General features: G+C 37.1%; 18 protein-coding genes. 6 read left to right on the top strand and 12 right to left on the bottom strand.

Annotation, left to right across the window (positions count from 1 at the left end; translation table 11 throughout):
- Positions 1 to 113: 113 nt before the first annotated feature.
- Genes FTU37_RS11820 through FTU37_RS11810 form a run of 3 tightly spaced genes read right to left on the bottom strand, consistent with a single transcriptional unit; the run spans position 114 to position 2,342 of the window.
- Positions 114 to 1,058, bottom strand: coding sequence for a hypothetical protein (locus FTU37_RS11820; protein WP_180124393.1), 945 nt, complete (start codon positions 1,056 to 1,058; stop codon positions 114 to 116).
- 45 nt (positions 1,059 to 1,103) lie between these two features.
- Positions 1,104 to 1,991, bottom strand: coding sequence for an ImmA/IrrE family metallo-endopeptidase (locus FTU37_RS11815; RefSeq protein WP_057063727.1), 888 nt, complete (start codon positions 1,989 to 1,991; stop codon positions 1,104 to 1,106).
- A gap of 3 nt (positions 1,992 to 1,994) precedes the next feature.
- Positions 1,995 to 2,342: a helix-turn-helix domain-containing protein gene (locus tag FTU37_RS11810; protein ID WP_057063725.1), complete on the bottom strand. Its 348-nt coding sequence runs from the start codon at positions 2,340 to 2,342 to the stop codon at positions 1,995 to 1,997.
- A gap of 101 nt (positions 2,343 to 2,443) precedes the next feature.
- Between FTU37_RS11810 and FTU37_RS11805 the strand changes: the two genes are divergently transcribed.
- The 5 genes from FTU37_RS11805 to FTU37_RS11785 are packed head-to-tail and all read left to right on the top strand — an operon-like array spanning position 2,444 to position 6,762.
- Positions 2,444 to 3,409, top strand: a complete 966-nt coding sequence (locus FTU37_RS11805; RefSeq protein ID WP_057063723.1) for a CBASS oligonucleotide cyclase — start codon at positions 2,444 to 2,446, stop codon at positions 3,407 to 3,409.
- A 7-nt stretch (positions 3,410 to 3,416) separates the two neighbouring features.
- The gene (locus tag FTU37_RS11800; RefSeq protein WP_057063722.1) at positions 3,417 to 3,932 is read left to right on the top strand and encodes a hypothetical protein; all 516 of its coding nucleotides are present in this window, start codon (positions 3,417 to 3,419) and stop codon (positions 3,930 to 3,932) included.
- Positions 3,929 to 4,870, top strand: coding sequence for an AAA family ATPase (locus FTU37_RS11795; RefSeq protein WP_057063719.1), 942 nt, complete (start codon positions 3,929 to 3,931; stop codon positions 4,868 to 4,870). The genes FTU37_RS11800 and FTU37_RS11795 overlap by 4 nt, the downstream gene beginning before the upstream one ends.
- The gene (locus FTU37_RS11790; RefSeq protein WP_057063717.1) at positions 4,867 to 5,598 is read left to right on the top strand and encodes a DUF6602 domain-containing protein; all 732 of its coding nucleotides are present in this window, start codon (positions 4,867 to 4,869) and stop codon (positions 5,596 to 5,598) included. The genes FTU37_RS11795 and FTU37_RS11790 overlap by 4 nt, the downstream gene beginning before the upstream one ends.
- 3 nt (positions 5,599 to 5,601) lie before the next feature.
- Positions 5,602 to 6,762 (top strand): hypothetical protein, encoded by a 1,161-nt coding sequence (locus tag FTU37_RS11785; RefSeq protein WP_057063715.1) that lies wholly within the window; start codon positions 5,602 to 5,604, stop codon positions 6,760 to 6,762.
- A gap of 281 nt (positions 6,763 to 7,043) precedes the next feature.
- Here the strand turns inward: FTU37_RS11785 and uraH are convergent, their stop codons facing one another.
- From uraH to FTU37_RS11760, 5 genes are all read right to left on the bottom strand, one after another.
- Positions 7,044 to 7,364: a hydroxyisourate hydrolase gene (uraH, locus tag FTU37_RS11780; RefSeq protein WP_180023718.1), complete on the bottom strand. Its 321-nt coding sequence runs from the start codon at positions 7,362 to 7,364 to the stop codon at positions 7,044 to 7,046.
- Positions 7,361 to 7,864, bottom strand: coding sequence for a 2-oxo-4-hydroxy-4-carboxy-5-ureidoimidazoline decarboxylase (gene uraD, locus FTU37_RS11775; protein ID WP_168379625.1), 504 nt, complete (start codon positions 7,862 to 7,864; stop codon positions 7,361 to 7,363). Before uraD ends, uraH begins: the two co-directional genes overlap by 4 nt.
- Positions 7,865 to 8,007: 143 nt before the next feature.
- Positions 8,008 to 8,970, bottom strand: coding sequence for an allantoinase PuuE (puuE, locus tag FTU37_RS11770; RefSeq protein ID WP_168379626.1), 963 nt, complete (start codon positions 8,968 to 8,970; stop codon positions 8,008 to 8,010).
- 96 nt (positions 8,971 to 9,066) lie between these two features.
- Complete coding sequence (locus FTU37_RS11765; RefSeq protein ID WP_180124392.1) at positions 9,067 to 9,633, bottom strand: hypothetical protein; 567 nt, start codon at positions 9,631 to 9,633, stop codon at positions 9,067 to 9,069.
- A 1,049-nt stretch (positions 9,634 to 10,682) separates the two neighbouring features.
- Positions 10,683 to 10,988: a hypothetical protein gene (locus FTU37_RS11760; protein WP_168379470.1), complete on the bottom strand. Its 306-nt coding sequence runs from the start codon at positions 10,986 to 10,988 to the stop codon at positions 10,683 to 10,685.
- Between the two features lie 265 nt (positions 10,989 to 11,253).
- Between FTU37_RS11760 and yddG the strand changes: the two genes are divergently transcribed.
- The gene (yddG, locus tag FTU37_RS11755; RefSeq protein ID WP_168379471.1) at positions 11,254 to 12,177 is read left to right on the top strand and encodes an aromatic amino acid DMT transporter YddG; all 924 of its coding nucleotides are present in this window, start codon (positions 11,254 to 11,256) and stop codon (positions 12,175 to 12,177) included.
- Positions 12,178 to 12,201: 24 nt separating this feature from the next.
- Here the strand turns inward: yddG and FTU37_RS11750 are convergent, their stop codons facing one another.
- The 4 genes from FTU37_RS11750 to FTU37_RS11735 form a co-directional block, all read right to left on the bottom strand.
- On the bottom strand, positions 12,202 to 13,500 hold the full coding sequence (locus FTU37_RS11750) for an MgtC/SapB family protein (protein WP_168379472.1): 1,299 nt from the start codon (positions 13,498 to 13,500) through the stop codon (positions 12,202 to 12,204).
- A 275-nt stretch (positions 13,501 to 13,775) separates the two neighbouring features.
- Positions 13,776 to 14,663, bottom strand: a complete 888-nt coding sequence (locus FTU37_RS11745; protein ID WP_168379473.1) for a DMT family transporter — start codon at positions 14,661 to 14,663, stop codon at positions 13,776 to 13,778.
- A gap of 243 nt (positions 14,664 to 14,906) precedes the next feature.
- Positions 14,907 to 16,535, bottom strand: a complete 1,629-nt coding sequence (locus tag FTU37_RS11740; protein WP_168379474.1) for a long-chain-fatty-acid--CoA ligase — start codon at positions 16,533 to 16,535, stop codon at positions 14,907 to 14,909.
- 402 nt (positions 16,536 to 16,937) lie between these two features.
- Positions 16,938 to 17,684, bottom strand: coding sequence for an OmpA family protein (locus FTU37_RS11735; protein ID WP_252725867.1), 747 nt, complete (start codon positions 17,682 to 17,684; stop codon positions 16,938 to 16,940).
- Between the last annotated feature and the right edge of the window lie 18 nt (positions 17,685 to 17,702).

The raw sequence follows: 17,702 nt of genomic DNA, 5'->3' as shown, positions 1-17,702 counted from the left end.
AATTAATTTGATGGCTTCAGCTTTAAATTCTGTGGTGTAAGTCTTGTGTTTCTTGCTCATGGTAAACTCCTGATGAGTGTGTTTAGTTTACCAAGTTAAAACCTCCTGTTTTTTCAGCACACATCAAGTAATGGAATAGCATCATTTACATCTTTTAATGCTTCTTTATATGCTCCCAACTCCAAACATCGTAGACGTGCAGCTCCATAATGTGCATGTGCTCTATTTCTTATTATTTCAGAAGAGGATATATCATTATGTAATGTCGTACAAATTTCATCATAAAGAGATAATGAACATTGGATATCCAATAACTCTAAAGAGCGTGCTAATATGCCTAATGTGCGAAAAGGCTCACCTATTTTATTATTATTTTCCCGAATTCTAGCAGCCTCTCTATAATGAATTACCCCCTCATCGATCCTTTTATTCTTAATTAAAGATGCACCTAAATTATTGTGGCACCAAGCTATATTTTCAAATCCAACCTTCTTTAAACTCGAATCAAGAACGCTCTTATAAATTTGTATGGCTGTATCTAAATGTCCCTCTTTTGCATAACTATTTGCATATGATAAAGTGATTCCTACTCGAGTATCATCATCCATTTTCAGTTTTAATGCTTCTTTTAAATATCCTTTTGCAACATTAAAGTCGTTAGAATTTTCAGCAAGCAACCCTGTACGTACCAATATTTTCAGATATGATTTTTTCCATGATTTCTGTTTTAAAGACTGATTTACTAATGAATAAATTTGCTGTCTTACATTTGGATCATCTTCTTGATAATGACTCAAGGCCTCCAAAAAATCGTTTTCAGAATTTTTCTCCAAAGCAAGCTCTAATTTCTTAGGATCTGTTTTAAAAAAATCCAACAAACTTTTCCTTAAAATATTAGAAATATTTTCCGTGATTGAGTCACTTTCAGATATTTTATCTAAATCAATAAAAGATAATGTTTGAATCTGAGCATTAGTCCTGTCAAAGGCAAAAGAAATTTTTATCTGATTAGGAGGCTCATTTTGTGCTAAAGTATCTACATTGGAATTACTATTCATATCTACTATTCAGCCCCTATTTGACTGTACATTACTGTTTAGTATTTATCTTCGAAACCTAGGTGTCCAGCTCTCTATCAACTTCTCCTCATCATCGTCCTCATCTCCACTATAAATCTCTTGGCCAATTTTTGAAGAGGAAAGTATAGTCAAAGTTTTTCCATAGTTACCTAGCCCAATAACTTCCTCGGTAAGTATGCTTGAATTTGTTCCTCCAAGCCAATCAAGGATATCAATTTTTATACTGGATCGTTCACCACGTAATCCCCTTGATGGATCAGCATTAAATCGAGCAGTCTCAGTATTTAACGGTACTAATGCTCCTCGTTTGAACCAAGTTAAATTTCGAAATGATTTCATCGCCTCAGACATAATACAGTAATCAATTGTCGAACCAGTGCTGACAATAATTGCAATAGCATCACTGGTTAGTTCAACATAACGAATTGCTGTAGCAGTTAAAGATGTTTTGCAAGTCTCAGCAGCAGCTTCAATATCTACCAAACCAAGAGGATGACGACCAATTAAACGCCTGAAAAGCTTAGAAGGCATTAATAAACCTACAGCAAAACTATCAGCTTCACGCTCATACGGATCTTGAGAAGAAAAACCAGCATGAGACTGATGAAAACCATCGTTAGGAAGAACATGATCAATATGACCATCAAGAAAATAATGCCCTAATTCATGTGCTACGCTAAAACGTTGAAAACCATCACTGGGAATATCAGAGGCATAAAGAATTCCAAAAGTATTGCCATGTCTCAAAAGCATTCCTGAAACACCAGATGCTACATTTGGCTTTGCCTGAACAACAATATCTCGACGCTCTGCAATTTCAAATGGATCTATGGGCAAACTTACTAGACCTTCTTCAACTAGAAGCATTTCTCCTTTTTGTTTTGCAGTTTTTAAACGCAGTGCAAGACTCATATTTTATTTCCCCTGCTTATTTCGATTAGCAAGCATTTGTAGAAAATCTTTCGCAAGCTCACGATCATGCCCAGTCAACTTACTAACATCTCGAAAAAGTGGATCAGCCGATTCAGCCATAGAGGGATCATCTACCCGCCCAAGCAAATAATCTGTTGTTACTGTTAATGCATTTGCAAGGCGCCGAAGAGTGTCAAATGAGGGTTTACGTGATCCAGACTCGAAATGAGCTATGGAGCTTGGTGGCATATTTGCTTTAACAGCTAGATCACTCTGACTCCATTGGCGTAATTCTCTAGCAGATTTTAATCGCTCTTGGAATAGCTCTGAAGGTGAAAGTTCATTACTCATGTCTAATTCGCCATAAAATAGTTGACTAGTTTTTCAATGTATATTATAAACTAGACATATACATCATGTCGATCTCGATATGTAATTTATGGAGTATACTAATGACCCGAGAACATGTAAGTCATAAAGATATTGCCCGTTTTGCTCAAGAAAGGGTCAATCTCCCAAAAGTAAAAGCAGATGAATTTCGTGCACAAGCTAAACGCCTACGCGACAAACTTGAAACGTATCTTGGTGAGCATCCAGATTTCACCCTAAAAAAAATGCTGCTTTCAGGTAGCCTTGCAAAAGGCACTGCACTACGTTCACTCAATGATATAGATGTAGCATGCTATATCAGTGGAGCTGATGCACCTCATGATGTGAAATTACTCCTCGAATACCTTGCTACGAGGTTACGTAAGGCTTTTCCAAACTTCTCACCAGACCAAGTTAAACCACAAACCTATAGTGTTACAGTATCATTTCGTGGTTCAGGTTTAGATGTAGATGTAGTACCTATCTTGTATGATGGAAATTCCTCTTGGTACGGAAATTTAGTAAGCCAAGATGATGGTTCATTATTAAAAACCAACATACCTCTTCATCTTGAATTCATGCGGAAACGTAAACAAGCTCAACCAGAGCATTTCTCTCAAGTGGTTCGTCTAATCAAGTTCTGGGCTGCACGTTTAAAAGCAACAAACGAAAATTTTAGATTTAAGTCTTTCATGATTGAGTTAATTCTTGCTCGTCTAAGCGATCAGGGCCTGTCGTTTAATGATTATCCTGAAGCACTTCAACATTTTTTCACTTATTTGGCTCAAACAGACTTACAAGAGTTAATTCTCTTTACTGACAATTATCCTGCATCATCTATAGGAAACTTTAATGATCGCATTCAAATCATTGATCCAGTTAACGCATTGAATAATGTAAGCCGACTGTATACCGAGGTTAATGCAAATGCAATTTACGAAGCTGCTCTTGATGCTGGTGATGCAATCGATTCCGCTTTAGCTGCACCAACTAAGCGGGAAACAGTGTACTACTGGCAAAAAGTATTTGGTTCATCATTTCAGGGGTAAGTAAGATATGTCTAGTTTTACCATTACTGAGTCAACAACTTTTACCATTACTCATGCACGTCATATGGCAGCTAAAGTTTCTGCTGACTTAAAACGTATGCAACGGTTCTATGGAAGTCCAACAGACAACTATATTGGAGAAATTGAAATTGAAACCATTGAACTTCTGAAAGCAGGCTACTTCGGTACTCTAACCGTGGGATTTAAACATAATGATAAATGGATAGAACCAACGCTTAGATATACTGCACGTGATCTTTATGGAATGGCAGCTGATGATGATGATCCTGGTCGTGTTAAACCTGGGGCAAATACTTCAGGAGCATCATTCTATAATTATCTAACATATTCATCTGCATGGGATGTCCTCACTCAAGCTGAAAAAGATGCTTTCAAAGCACGAATGCCTTATCAGCGTACTAGTGCCCAAGAACCTTTGGTAAATGGATATATGGAAAACGATAGAAACTATTCAGCTGGTGGTAAAGCATTAAGCAGAGCCAGCGTAAGGAGCTACAAATGACTTCACATAACAGACCACCACTTGATCAACTATTTGAACATCGACTTATTTTTCCAGATTTCGAACCTCAGGAAAGATTAGGAAAACTTGTTGGGCTTGATGATCAAAAGGCTCGCCTCATTAAAATTCTCAGTCTTCTAGTTAACCCTTCAGGTTTAAATAACTGGGCACAAAGATTTCATCCAGACGCTAAAGATTTATTAAAGCATGTACTCCGTCGCCCACCACTTGTAGTATTAGCAGGAGATGTTGGCTCAGGAAAAACTGAACTCGCAGAAACGATCGGTGATGCCGTTGCACGCCAAGAAAAAATTGATATCACACTATACCCTCTTAGTTTATCAAGTAGAGGACAAGGTCGTGTTGGAGAAATGACTCAGTTGTTATCAGCTGCATTTGATTATACAGTTGAAGCTGCTGCTAGCCTCAAAAATGTAGATGGTACAGCACGTGGAGCTGTCATACTTTTAGTAGACGAAGCAGATGCACTTGCTCAATCTCGTGAATCAGCTCAGATGCATCATGAAGACCGTGCTGGAGTAAATGCATTTATTCGAGGTATTGATCGAATTGCTAATGGTCAATTACCAGCTGCCGTAATTATGTGTACAAATCGCCTTGGTGCACTAGATCCTGCCGTTAAACGCCGAGCAGCAGATATTCTGACTTTTGAACGACCTAATGAAGGGCAACGCCATGCTGTTCTCAATGAATCACTTCAAGCCCTAGGATTTAGTGATAATGAAATTAATCACTTTGTGGCCGCAACAGGAGAGAAAGCCGATCGTTATGGCTTCACTTTCTCAGATTTAACTCAGCGACTCCTCCCAACAATTGTCCTTGATGCCTATCCTTCAGAATGTGTGAAATTTGAACGAGCATTAGCAATTGCTAAACAAATGAATCCAACTCCACCCTTTGAGGAGAAGAAACTATGAGTGCATGGTCATTATCTGTTCTACTTGCTAGTCTGCATGATGATATTCAGCATCGACTAGAGACTGCTAGGAAATCATTCTCTCACCCTGGAACAAAGGGCGATGCTAGTGAAGAGGTTTGGCTTCAGATGCTTAAAACCTATCTTCCACAACGTTATCAAGCTGATAAAGCATTTGTAGTTGATAGTACAGGAACTTTCAGTGAGCAGATTGATGTTGTGATATATGATCGGCAATACTCACCATTCATTTTTCAATATCAAGGACAAATCATTGTCCCAGCTGAAAGCGTTTATGCCATTTTTGAGGCGAAGCAGACAATTAATGCGAAGTATGTTGAATATGCACGTCAAAAAGTAGCCTCTGTGCGTAAGCTTCAACGCACAAGCCTGCCAATCCCATACGCAAAAGGAACCTATCCACCAAAACCATTAATTCCAATTATAGGGGGCATTTTGACACTTGAAAGTGATTGGACACCATGTTGCGGCGATGCTTTATGGAAAGCTTTAGGCGACGGCAATGGCAGTAATGAAGATCACTTAGAAATTGGATGTGTCGCAGCACATGGACACTTTATTTGGGAGCCCACAAATGGTAAATATGAATTCACACAAGAAGGGAAACCTGCCACCGCATTTCTGTTCAAGTTAATTTCAATGTTGCAATTTAGCGGTACCGTTCCAATGATTGACGTGAATGCATATGCTGAATGGTTATCAAAGTAAATTATGCTATTCCAAAATTTTATTCGTACAAATCACGATATTATTCAGGCTAATGAATCAGATTTTGATTTCTTAGATCGTTGTGCTTGGCCAAAAGCTAAACAAATACGATTACTATTAGAACAGTGCCTGAATAATTATCCTGTAACTGAAAAACTCGAGATAATTGCTCGTCTAAAATCAGGTGATCATCGACAATTCACTTCTACTACTTTTGAACTTTTATTACATGAATATCTAGTATATCAAGATTTTATATTATCCCCTCACCCAGAATTAGCAAATGGTTCATCTAAACGTCCAGACTTCTTGGTTACATGCCCAGATGGACAGCAGTTTTATTTAGAAGCAATTTGTACTTCAGAAAATAATGGTAAAAACGATTCTGCTGAAGCACTAAAAGATTCAACCCTAGACTATCTAAATTCTAGACCTCATAAAAATTTTGTTCTTTCGATTAACTCTTCTGGAGATCCCATAACTCAACCAAGTGGTAAAAAATTATACTCTATAATTAAGACCTGGCTAGATTCACTTGACCCTGATATAGTCTTAGCAGATTCAGAAAATAATGGATACTCATCATTTCCAGAAATCTCATGGGCACATGAGGAATGGAAAGTAATTATAGAAGCAATTCCTTTAGCTGTTAAACATCGTGGAACACATAAACAACTTATCGGAATCCAAAATTACGATGCAAGTTGGATTAATAGCTGGATACCTATTCGTGATGCAATTCAAAAAAAGACAAATAGATATGGGCAACTTGATTTACCACTAATTGTTGCAGTCAACATTAATAGTTTCAAACTCAACCCAATTGATGAAATGCAGGCACTCTTTGGTGAGGAACAATTTAGCTTTAATTTGGCTAGTTTAGATAATCCACATTTTTCCAGAGTTTCAAATGGTGCTTGGTTTGGTCCAGCTGGACCAAAGGGAAAAAGATGTAGTGCTGCTTGGCTGTTTGGAAATCTTTCCATATATTCATTAACAAATATAGACCATACGCTTTATATAAATCCTTGGTCAACTTTACCAATACCTTCATCAGCATTAATAATGCCAAATGCAAAAGTAGAAGGTCATCAACTTAAATTAATGGAAGGCAAATCATTTAAAGATATTTTCAACCTCAGTAAGGGTTGGCCAGATGAATAACACTTTTTAGGTTTACTTGAGCTAGTCTCAGAAGCTTTTCAGTTAGTTTTATAAATAACCAATACTGGATCAAATTAACTTAACATAATCTAATTTGATAAAAAACCACTGTCTAATAAAAAAAGTATATTGATTTTTTATTTGTCATATTTTTACACGTATCTCGGCTGTACCCGTAGTCCATAGGCAAGGCTTTTCCCTGCGCCTAAATATTCATGTTCTGGTGAAACTGTTTTATTTTGTTCTGTCATTTTTATATCCCCTATTTTTTAACTTTGCTCTTAGCTGCCACGATACGTTGAATATGCAAATGGGCTGATGAGTAAAGGAATATGAAAATGCTGCGAGGCATCTTTTACATAAAAATGAATCACAGCTTTTGGAAAAAAGGTTTCGGTATTTAAAGTCTGAAAATATTCAGCAGTCGCAAATTCAAGGCTATAAGCACCTGCTGTAAAGTCCTTCAGCGCAAAATCATTGACACGACCATCTGCATTGGTTTGGGCTGAACCTAGTAACTCTCCGTGTGCATTAAATAATTGAATGCTGACGTTTGCTGCGGGTTTGCCTAGATTGGTATCTAAAATATGTGAGCTAATCATGCGCTAAGCTCCTGTTTTAATCTTAATAAGGCAATTTCAGCCAGTTGATGATGAACAATTCGTTTTTCGGTTTCAGGATCATTCAATAATCGATATTGCAGCGCCTGTAGTACATCTTCACTACTGAGGCCAGAAGCTTTGATTAAAAAGAGGTATCCGTACTTTTTCTCATACGCGACATTGCCTTTGAGCAATGCAAATTGAGTTTCTTCATCTGCTGAAATTTCAGACTGTTCTTGAGTTGAAAATTGTTGTTCCAAACAACTTAATTCTGCCTGTGCCTTTTTTTCACCAATCCGTGGATGGTTATCTAGAGCATTTTTGATTTCATCCCAAGTCCAAGCATTTGCAGCTTTTACTGCTTGCTCTATGATTTGTGTGACACAGGTATAAGGACGCTGCGCTACAATATGTTCTGCCCAGCCTTCAATTTGCACACAGTGCTTTAAAAAAGTTTTTACATCTGCTTCGGATGCTTTATTAAATTCAACAAGTTGCACTATAAAATCGCCTAAAATTATTGAATGATTGTTCAAATTTAGTTTTGCAATATCAGTGCCAACCTAGGTCTATGATGTCAGTTACCTAAGTACAGGCCTAAAAAAAGAGGAGCTAAGCTCCTCTTTATCCAAATATTTTTTTACTAGACTGCATGATGTGTATACCAATGTTCCGCGATATCACCACGGCGACAGATCCAGACTTTTTCATGTGATTGCACATAATCTAAGAATCGTTGTAGTGCTTTAAAACGGCCTGGTCGCCCTAAAATACGACAATGCATCCCTATCGATAACATTTTTGGCGCGCTTTCACCTTCTGCATATAGCACACCAAAAGCGTCTTTAAGGTATTGATAAAATTGTTCACCACTGTTGAAACCACCCGGTGAACAAAACTTCATATCATTGCTTTCGAGTGTATAAGGAATAATTAAATGTGGACGGGTTCGACCATTTTCATTTGTCAAACGACTCCAAAAAGGTAAATCATCACCATAGTGATCGCAGTCATATTTAATTTGCGGAAATTCAGCCAATAGCTGACGTGTGTTGGGACTGTCACGCCCTGTGTACCAGCCAATAGGCGTCCTTCCAAATAAAGCTTCAAGCACACTAATTGCCTGATCCATGTGCTGACGTTCTAGCTCTATCGGCATATCCTGATAATGTAACCAGCGTTGACCATGTGAAACGACATCATAGTTGGATTGTCTGATCGCATCGACGATATAAGGATTACGTGCTAAAGCCATACCAACGCCAAAGACCGTCATGGGTAAATCACGTTTTTTAAATTCTTCATGAATCCGCCAAAAACCGGCTCTAGAGCCATATTCATACATCGAGTCCATCGACATATGTTTGGCAGGAAAACTGGCCGCTCCAATAATATCGGATAAGAATTGTTCTGATCCTGCATCCCCATGTTCGATATGGTTTTCTCCACCTTCTTCATAGTTCAACACGAACTGCACTGCGATACGTGCCTGATTAGGCCATACGACTTGAGGTACATCGCCATGATATCCAATTAGATCTCTGGAATAATCCTGTTGTTGGATCTGATCAATTAAGTCTTGTCCACGTAAGTAGCCTGTAGTCACTTCAACTTCCTAATTTGTTATATCAAACAGTAAAAAATTAGGTAGAAACAAGCAAATTATGCGCCAATGTCGTAGACGGCTAAATAACTTTTCATATCAATGACCATTGCCTTTTTTTATAATATTGAATGGTTGCCCTGAATCATCTGCAATGATTGAAATTTGCCAAATTTCATCTATTTCTGGAAAATTCTGATGCAGTTGATCAATGAAATAGTAATAACCCAGTGTATTTTCGGTAATATAAATGATTGTATTTGAACACAATATATAGAGTTGAATCTCATCAATGGTTCCAATATTTTGGCGTACGACATCTATACTTTGAATATCTTTCCATAATATAGTTTTTGTGCTTATTTCAGGCCCAGTTATAGTGTATGTGAAACCATCATTAAAATATTCAAAATCACCTTTATCCTGTCTTATAATCTCAAATTCATTTGTTTTATTTTTTATGTCTTGTTTTAAATCAATTGAATCTACAAACCAAATATGAGGATGATAAATTATTGCATTCCAAATAATAAAAATACAAAGTGTAATAAACCATATATTAGCTGTAATTACTATTGTAAGCACTGCCAATATAAATAAGATAAAACCCAAATTTATGTTTAAAAATAATATAGTTGAAGTTCTTATTGGTAGTTGTACTTTCATTGGTAACTGCTTGAACAAAATATCATCATCATTCAATTTTTCGTTATATTTAAAGTAAAAACAAATTGCCAGTATTAAAAATGATATTAAGCCAATGAATGTAAAATTTTTTTCCCATATTTGCCAATTAGATAAAAAATATATAAAAATGACCATAAATATTGAAATTGAACAATACATCGTAAGTAAGGAATTTAAAAAAATATGCATTCTCATTGATTTTTTAATCTTTTAAATTTTTTAATGGTATAACTATACTTAAATATACATAAATTTAAAGCATCATGATCAAATATCTTTGTAAAATCAACACACTTAACTCTGAAAATTAATTTATATTCATAAGTCATTTTTCACTCAGTTCCAAATAAAAGATTCAAACAATAAGATTGGCTAGCAATTGATTAATCCACGCTTTGGAGAAGACAAAAGATTTTGATTAGGCCCACCTCACATCCAAGTAAGTTACATAAGTTTTAGTGACTTATGGTGGTCTGTCTTAAGAATCTTTATGCAATAGAGCCATAAACGAGCAAAACTCTACAAAATATTAAAAAAAATATTTACTCATAATTTTTAAATTTTACTCTTCACTCAACAATGCAATATATTGAAAATAAATAAATTACAAAAATATAGATAAACCTAATATAATATTCATAAACTTCACTTTCTTTTTTTATCTTCCCGATCAACAAATAACTCCCATTATAAATTAGATCAACAAAGATAATAAAAAAAACTACTGCACCAATAAAACTCCAGAAACCTATCCCAAAAAAGTAATACTTTATTAAAAAAATCAAAAACTCAATAATAAAAAAAATAGCTATAATTAGCCTTTTATAATCGTGATAAACTCTAATTACAAATTTATCCATTATTGTTCCTTTTTAAACTATCGATCCATCTCATTACGAACTGCATCATTATTTACTTCTTCAGTAGACATCAATTATTTAATACACATCACGGCGGTAACGACCTGCTTTACGCAGTGTATGCAGTTGTTCAATGCCCAGTATCTCTTGCAAAGTGGCATCTACCGCTTAGGCCATATTCAAACTGCCGCAGATATAGAGACAAGCCCCTTGCTCTAGCCAATCAAACAACTCAGCTTTTTTTACAACTAGGACATCTTGCACATACTTTTCAGCAAAACCATCACGAGAAAATACCCGATCGATTTCTGAAATTTTACCTTGGTTTTGTAATTCATGCAGTTCATCAGCAAAAATTGCATCGAAATCTTGTTGATGCTCACCATAAATTAACCAGTTTTGATAGTGCTCTGTTGCGACACGTTGCTTAAGATGTGAAAGCAAACCCGCCATTCCTGAGCCATTGCCAATCATAATTGCCGACTTAACGCCCTCTGCTAAGTGAAAATTTGGATTCGCACGAATATAGGCATGAATACATTGTCCAAGTTTTAAATCGTGCGTTAATAAGCCAGAACCTAAACCTAGTTCATCGCCATGCTGCTCTTGACGTACAACGAGCTCTAAATATTTTTAATTAAATAGAGTTTGATAATTTCACGCTTAGACTAAACAACTAAAGAAAGATTATAATTAAAGCTTAGAATTCATTCGCCATTTGCGAAATCTTCGAGCAATCATGTCCAAAAATCTTGCAACGCTGATTGGATTCAGTGCAATCTTACAATGGTCTTCTATTGTTGGTTTACTTAAGAAAATTAGTTTCAGTATTGGCCCTGATCTTGCTGTGCTCTTTATGTATACCTTGAGCGCAATTATTCTATTGCTCTTATTTAAAATTCCAAACCTTAAACTGGTTCCGCGCCAATTTTTGATATACGCCACCCTTTTATTTGTGATTTATGAGTTGTGTTTTTCGTATGCCATTGCTTTGGCTCAAACAGCTCAACAAGCGATTGAAATCAGTTTGGTCAATTATTTATGGCCGAGTCTGACAATTGCCGCGTTAATCTTATTTAAAGAATTAAAATTTAACTTTTTCGTAATCATTGGTTTAGCCATTAGTTTGGGCGGCATTATTTTGATCCAAACGGGTAATGGAAGTTTTAACTGGTCTACAGTCTTTACGAACATTCAGTCCAATACATTAAGCTATTTTCTTGCTTTTATGGGCGCGAGTTTATGGTCACTCTACTGTGTGATTACCCGTAAATACAGTCATGGACATAACCCTATTTCATTCTTTTTCGTCGTGATCACCATTGTGCTATGGCTAAAAATGTTGATATTTCACAGTATCCCGCGAATGCCTGCCGTAGACTTACATACTGGTAAGTATATGTTAATCGTGTCCATCGTGACCGCATTGGGCTATGCAGCGTGGAATGTAGGTATTATTAGAGGCAATATTACGATATTGGTGACCTTATCGTATTTTAGTCCGATTTTTTCTTCATTAATTTCAATGTTTATTTTACAGACACCACTGAGTTTAAGTTTTTGGCATGGTGCCATTTTGGTGACGTTAGGTTCGCTTGTATGTTGGATTTCAACCAGCTGGCCACAAATAAAAGCCAAATTAATGCAATTGCGCCATGAATAATATGGCGCAGTTAATTGCCTCTGATTATCTTAAACTGAATAACAAAACCGCGATTAGGCACAGCATATGAAGTAACTGTATTGGTGCAAAATATAGAAAATATTTCCAGCCACCTGTGAGAAATGCATTCACACATTTTGAAATTGCATGGGCTGATAATCCAATCACCACAGCATAGACCAGTGTCAAATTATCGATATTACCTTGCATCACAACGGTTGCCATAGCTGCATGGACTTCAAAGAGTGATGCTAATAATGTCCCTAAAATTAAGCCTTTATCACCTAAAGCGAGATTTAATCCATAAACAAGTGCTTGGATCAAAGTAAGCGTGATGGCAATGATTGCCGCCTGTTTTAAGCTAAACATTCGACTATCAGTATTTTCTAACGGCACTGTTTCATTCGCCTCTACACGAAGCATTTCAGGTTCTGACTCTTTATTATGCTGAACTTGAGATGAGCCATAAATCAGATATAACGCAGCAAGGACCAATATCAAGATGCCGACGATACTTGGTATAACTAATATTTTAAACCAAGCAAAACTCACCCCAAGGACAATGATCAAAAGTTGAACCAATGTCGCAACACATGAAATAAGTCCTGCCCCTGCATTACTTTTGGCACTGGCTTTTCCTGCTCGTACTTCCATACCTAAGCTTGCGATTGTTGCTGTGCTCGACACAAAACCTGATGCCAAGGCCGATAAGATAATCGCTTTATCAGAAGATAGAAGCCGCTTGGCGATGTGCGCTAATGACTGCACCACCAAGATCAATATCAGTAATTTTAAAATCACATAGGGATTTAATACAGAACCCCAATAGGCCTGATTCGGCGTTAACGGTAAGGCAATTAGGATCAATGCCAGTAAAAATACACCATCTCTTAACTCATAGTCTTTGATCCAATGTGCTGCAAAATGATGTAAGCCTTTTTTTCCAACTAATATGAGGGTCAACACCACAGCCAAACACGCAGCCAATGGAATATTAAATACACAAGCAGCGCCGATTAAATAGGTCATAACAAAAGCTAGTTCTGTGGTTGTGCCAATATCTTGTTTTTGCTGGCTTAATCCATAATAGCTAAACATACTGACGACAATTGCACCGATTACACCAACAGCTAAATGGATTAAAAAACACAATGCTCCAAACAGCGCACAAATGGTAAATGAGCGTAAACCGGCAAAGCTCTGTTCACTGTCCAAATTGTTGTTACGTTGACGCTCCAAACCGATGAGCAATCCACAGCCTAAAGCCGAAGCTAAAATAGTTAACAACGCTGGGAAGGATAATGTTTGTATGAGTATTTCCAAATTTAAGCCCTCCCATCAATACATTGTTTATTTTGGCAATATAAATAAAAAATAATATAAAAATTTAACGCTAAAATTTGAAAAAAACATATAAATTGAACAACTTGAGAATTTTCAATCATGTTCAAAGTTTAGTCATACTTTAAATCATAAACAATTCCATGATAAATATGCTAGTGGACATCAAATATTTCTCATCTTTTAATTAAAAAAAATATTCGAAAATCTGACTTAAATTCGGACTTTTTTACCTTCATGTCTGTTTAAAGCACACATTAAGCCCAAATCACCATAATCGCCGCAATCACCACTAGGGCTAAACCCCAATGATCAGTTCTTGCGAGTTTTTCCTTAAAGAAATAGGCAGAGATTAAGAGGCTAAATAATATTTCGATTTGACCTAGGGTTTTGACAATCGCAACCGTTTGCATACTCATAGCAGTAAACCAGCCCAAGGATGCTAGAAAGCTACAGACACTAACGCGAAAGGTCAGACCGACTCTATCCCACATGGCAATGAGCGTTTTGCGGCTAAATAGACTGAGGTACAGCAGCATAATCACACATTGAAAGCCAATTACACTCAACAATACCCACGCCGCACGATACAAAGTCGGTAAATCACTTAGCTCTAAACTGGCTTCACGAACCAATAAAGAGGTAATAGCAAAACTTAATCCACTCCCTACACCGATGCATAAAGTTGGCAAAGATAACTTTTGTCGTTGGGAACCTTTGCTTAAAAGAAAAACGGCTATGCCACCAACCAAAACACCAATCCAACCAAATAAACTTAAATGTTCACTTAAGAAAATCACCCCCACTATGGCCGCAAAGATGGCTTCACTTTTCGCTAAACCGACGCCGATGGCATAATTCTTTTGCTTAAAAAGCAAGACCATTAAAATCGTCGCTAAAATTTGACTTAGTCCTGCAATCACCACATAGATCCAAAACATAGGTGTAAATGTGGTCACCTGAGTCACAGGCTGTTGTTGGTACAGCACAAATAAATAAATGCAGGCAAATGGGAGCCCAAAAATAAACCGTGCAAGGGTGACACCATACACATCAACAGTGGTACTGAGTTGTTTTTGAAATGCATTGCGCCATGACTGCATAAAAGCAGCCATTAAAGTGAATAAGATCCAAACTGGAAACATAAGAAAGGTGGTTTAACGGTGGATGCCTCATCAATTTACGCTTTTATTGAATTGAATGCGACCCAACACGGCTAGATTATTCATTGAACTTGGTTATGGATTTATTGAAAAAAATTTATTTAAAAACCTCATATTAAGAATATGGTATTTATCAAAATTTAAGTTTTTATAAAAAAAAACGCAAAGGCATGTTACCTTTGCGTTTTGCTCCTTACTAACATTTAGTTAGTGACTTATATTAAGTTAGCTTTCAAGTAGTACAGCACCAAATTGCTCACGTAGATCTTTTTTCAGCATTTTACCTGTTCCGCTCAAAGGAATAGCATCCACAAAAATCACTTTATCTGGTACCTGCCATTTAGCAACTTTATCTGCATAATAATCCAAAATTTCTGTATCAGATAAATCGACATCTGGCTTTTTAATTGCAATCAATACAGGACGCTCATCCCATTTCGGATGGGTCGCTGCAATCACTGCCGCCATTGCAATTTTAGGATGTCCCATAGCTAAATTTTCTAACTCAACAGAAGAAATCCATTCACCGCCCGATTTGATCAAATCTTTTGAACGGTCACTAATTTTTAAGAAACCGTCTTCGTTCAGGGTTGCAATATCCCCGGTATCAAACCAACCATCTGAGGTTAATGCAGACTCTGTTTTGCCAAAGTAATTGCCAATAATCCAATGCCCTTGGATCTGTAAATTACCCGTCGTTTCACCATCACGTGCAACTTCGTGTGTCCCGTTTTCTTCATCGGTAATACGTAAATCGACCCCAAATGGTGGACGACCTTGTGACAATCGTACTTGTAATTGTTCTTCTTCAGATAATAATAAATGTTTGGCTTTAAACTGGTTTGAAGAACCTAATGGACTGGTTTCGGTCATTCCCCAAGCATGAATCGTTTCGCAGTTAAATTGTTCTTTAAACACTTTCAACATCGCAGGTGGGCAAGCAGATCCACCAACCACATTACGCACTAAACTTTCAAGCTGACTACCCACTTGTTGCGCAGCATTGATTAAACCCTGCCAAATCGTTGGAACACCCAATGCAACGGATACTTTATAATCATCAATCATTTGCGTCAGGCTCGCACCATCTAAACCTGGGCCTGGTAGCACTAAAGTGCAACCTACCATAGCCGCAGCATATGGCGTACCCCATGCATTGACATGGAACATCGGCACAACAGGCATCATAATATCTCGCGCTGAGATATTTAATGAATCCGGCATACAAATCGCATAACTGTGTAAGACTGTTGAACGATGGCTATACAACACACCTTTCGGATTGCCTGTGGTACCCGAGGTATAACATAAAGAACTAGCCGATAATTCATCTAATTCTGGCCATGTATAATCTGCAGATTGCCCCGCGATGAGTTCATCATAAAACTTCACATCTGGCACCGCTTCGACAATCACTGCATCTGGTGCATCCAAACAAATAAAGTGCTCAACAGATTTTAATAGTGGTTTTACTGCTTTGATTAAAGGCAAAAAGGTTTTATCAAATAACATCACGCGGTCTGCGGCATCATTGATGATAAAAATTAATTGTTCTGGAAATAAACGCGGATTAATGGTGTGACAAACATAGCCGCTACCTGAAATAGCGTACCAAGATTCTAAGTGACGATGGTTATTCCAAGCGATCGTTGCAACACGATCCCCTAAATTTAAACCGAGCGAAGCAAGAACATTGGCAAATCGTTTTGAATTTTTATGAACATCACCCCAAGTGGTTTTCGTAATCGTCGTGTCTGTATTTTTTGAAATGACTAAACTATCCGCATGATAGCGACCCGCATGTTCAATCATGCTACTAATCAAAAGCGGTTTAAACATCATATTACCAAGCATTCTTTGCTCCCACATTCATCCATATTGAGTTGTTGTTTTTCCACACTGTCCTGCAGATTTTTTAAAACTTTGCACCATGTCAAAAGTGATTGTTCTTTATCGACAAGGTTAAAGCAGTAGATATGAAACGCATATCCAAAACTGATTCTTATGTTTTAACCTTAATTGATTTTAGAATCCACTGTTTTATTGCTCAAAATATGAATGCTTTAGTGGTATATAATGCAAAAATTAATAGCATCATCCCAATTCAAAATATGTTCCTATTTTGTTTCCGCTCTGTTGCTTTAAAAAATGTCGATTTCAGTTATCAAATAATTGACTGAATCAATTGGCATAAAAAAAACCCAGTCTAGATACACTGGGTTCGACGCATTAGCCGTTGTAGTTAAGTTGAAATAGTTACAGCACTTCAAACTCAATACGACGGTTTTTCTTACGACCTTCAGGCGTAGCATTGTCTGCTACAGGCTTATTTGAGCCCATCCCTTCAGTACTTAAGTTCGCCGCCGCAATATTTTTTGAAATCAGGTAGTTTTTAACTGCATTAGCACGATCTTGGCTTAAACTTAAGTTTTTCTCAGGATTCCCTGAGCTGTCTGTGTGACCAATAATTCGTACTTTTTTCCCACCGACGCGATTCAGTGCGATAACCATTTCATCTAAGATCTGTACCCCAGATGGCGCTAAAATAGCACTGCCCGATTCAAATTCAATAATACGATTACGTAAAGCCGCATTAATAATTGCCTGTTCAGCCTGATTGACAGAAAGCTGTGCATTGAAACGAAAAGGTGCTGTGACCAAAGACTGAAACTTGGTGGTCGTGGGTTGGATATCGTTTTGATTCGACATCTTGCCACTTAAATCGACTTGCGTTCCGCGAACAGAGAGTTTTCCCTGTTTTACTTTTTTTAAGTCATCATTAATCATTTGGCTTACGCTATTGCTCCAACCATTGGGTGCAGTAACCGCTCGAACCTGAATTTTATCAACCACATTTGCCTGACCATAGGTCAAATAGGCTTTATTTAATATTTCTTGCTTGGTTGCTTCATTCGGTACAGCGCCTTCAATCACAATAGGCTCTGCCCAAAGCAAAGTCGAACAACCTAAAATGCACACACTCGCAAGAAATTTGGGCAACATTGGTAAGATTCTTTGCAT

This window comes from Acinetobacter sp. YH12097 (assembly GCF_013419225.1).
Lineage (GTDB): Bacteria > Pseudomonadota > Gammaproteobacteria > Pseudomonadales > Moraxellaceae > Acinetobacter > Acinetobacter amyesii.
This window is presented reverse-complemented; position numbering and strand designations above follow the sequence as displayed.

Excerpts from the sequence above, each read along its gene's own strand:
- FTU37_RS11815 (WP_057063727.1), bottom strand. The coding sequence starts at position 1,991 with ATGAGTCTTGCACTGCGTTTAAAAACTGCAAAACAAAAAGGAGAAATG.
- FTU37_RS11795 (WP_057063719.1), top strand. The coding sequence starts at position 3,929 with ATGACTTCACATAACAGACCACCACTTGATCAACTATTTGAACATCGA.
- FTU37_RS11790 (WP_057063717.1), top strand. The coding sequence starts at position 4,867 with ATGAGTGCATGGTCATTATCTGTTCTACTTGCTAGTCTGCATGATGAT.
- FTU37_RS11810 (WP_057063725.1), bottom strand. The coding sequence starts at position 2,342 with ATGAGTAATGAACTTTCACCTTCAGAGCTATTCCAAGAGCGATTAAAA.
- yddG (WP_168379471.1), top strand. The coding sequence starts at position 11,254 with ATGTCCAAAAATCTTGCAACGCTGATTGGATTCAGTGCAATCTTACAA.
- FTU37_RS11785 (WP_057063715.1), top strand. The coding sequence starts at position 5,602 with ATGCTATTCCAAAATTTTATTCGTACAAATCACGATATTATTCAGGCT.
- FTU37_RS11745 (WP_168379473.1), bottom strand. The coding sequence starts at position 14,663 with ATGTTTCCAGTTTGGATCTTATTCACTTTAATGGCTGCTTTTATGCAG.
- uraH (WP_180023718.1), bottom strand. The coding sequence starts at position 7,364 with ATGATTAGCTCACATATTTTAGATACCAATCTAGGCAAACCCGCAGCA.
- FTU37_RS11735 (WP_252725867.1), bottom strand. The coding sequence starts at position 17,684 with ATGTTGCCCAAATTTCTTGCGAGTGTGTGCATTTTAGGTTGTTCGACT.
- FTU37_RS11820 (WP_180124393.1), bottom strand. The coding sequence starts at position 1,058 with ATGAATAGTAATTCCAATGTAGATACTTTAGCACAAAATGAGCCTCCT.
- FTU37_RS11805 (WP_057063723.1), top strand. The coding sequence starts at position 2,444 with ATGACCCGAGAACATGTAAGTCATAAAGATATTGCCCGTTTTGCTCAA.
- FTU37_RS11800 (WP_057063722.1), top strand. The coding sequence starts at position 3,417 with ATGTCTAGTTTTACCATTACTGAGTCAACAACTTTTACCATTACTCAT.
- FTU37_RS11765 (WP_180124392.1), bottom strand. The coding sequence starts at position 9,633 with ATGAAAGTACAACTACCAATAAGAACTTCAACTATATTATTTTTAAAC.
- FTU37_RS11760 (WP_168379470.1), bottom strand. The coding sequence starts at position 10,988 with ATGATTGGCAATGGCTCAGGAATGGCGGGTTTGCTTTCACATCTTAAG.
- FTU37_RS11740 (WP_168379474.1), bottom strand. The coding sequence starts at position 16,535 with ATGCTTGGTAATATGATGTTTAAACCGCTTTTGATTAGTAGCATGATT.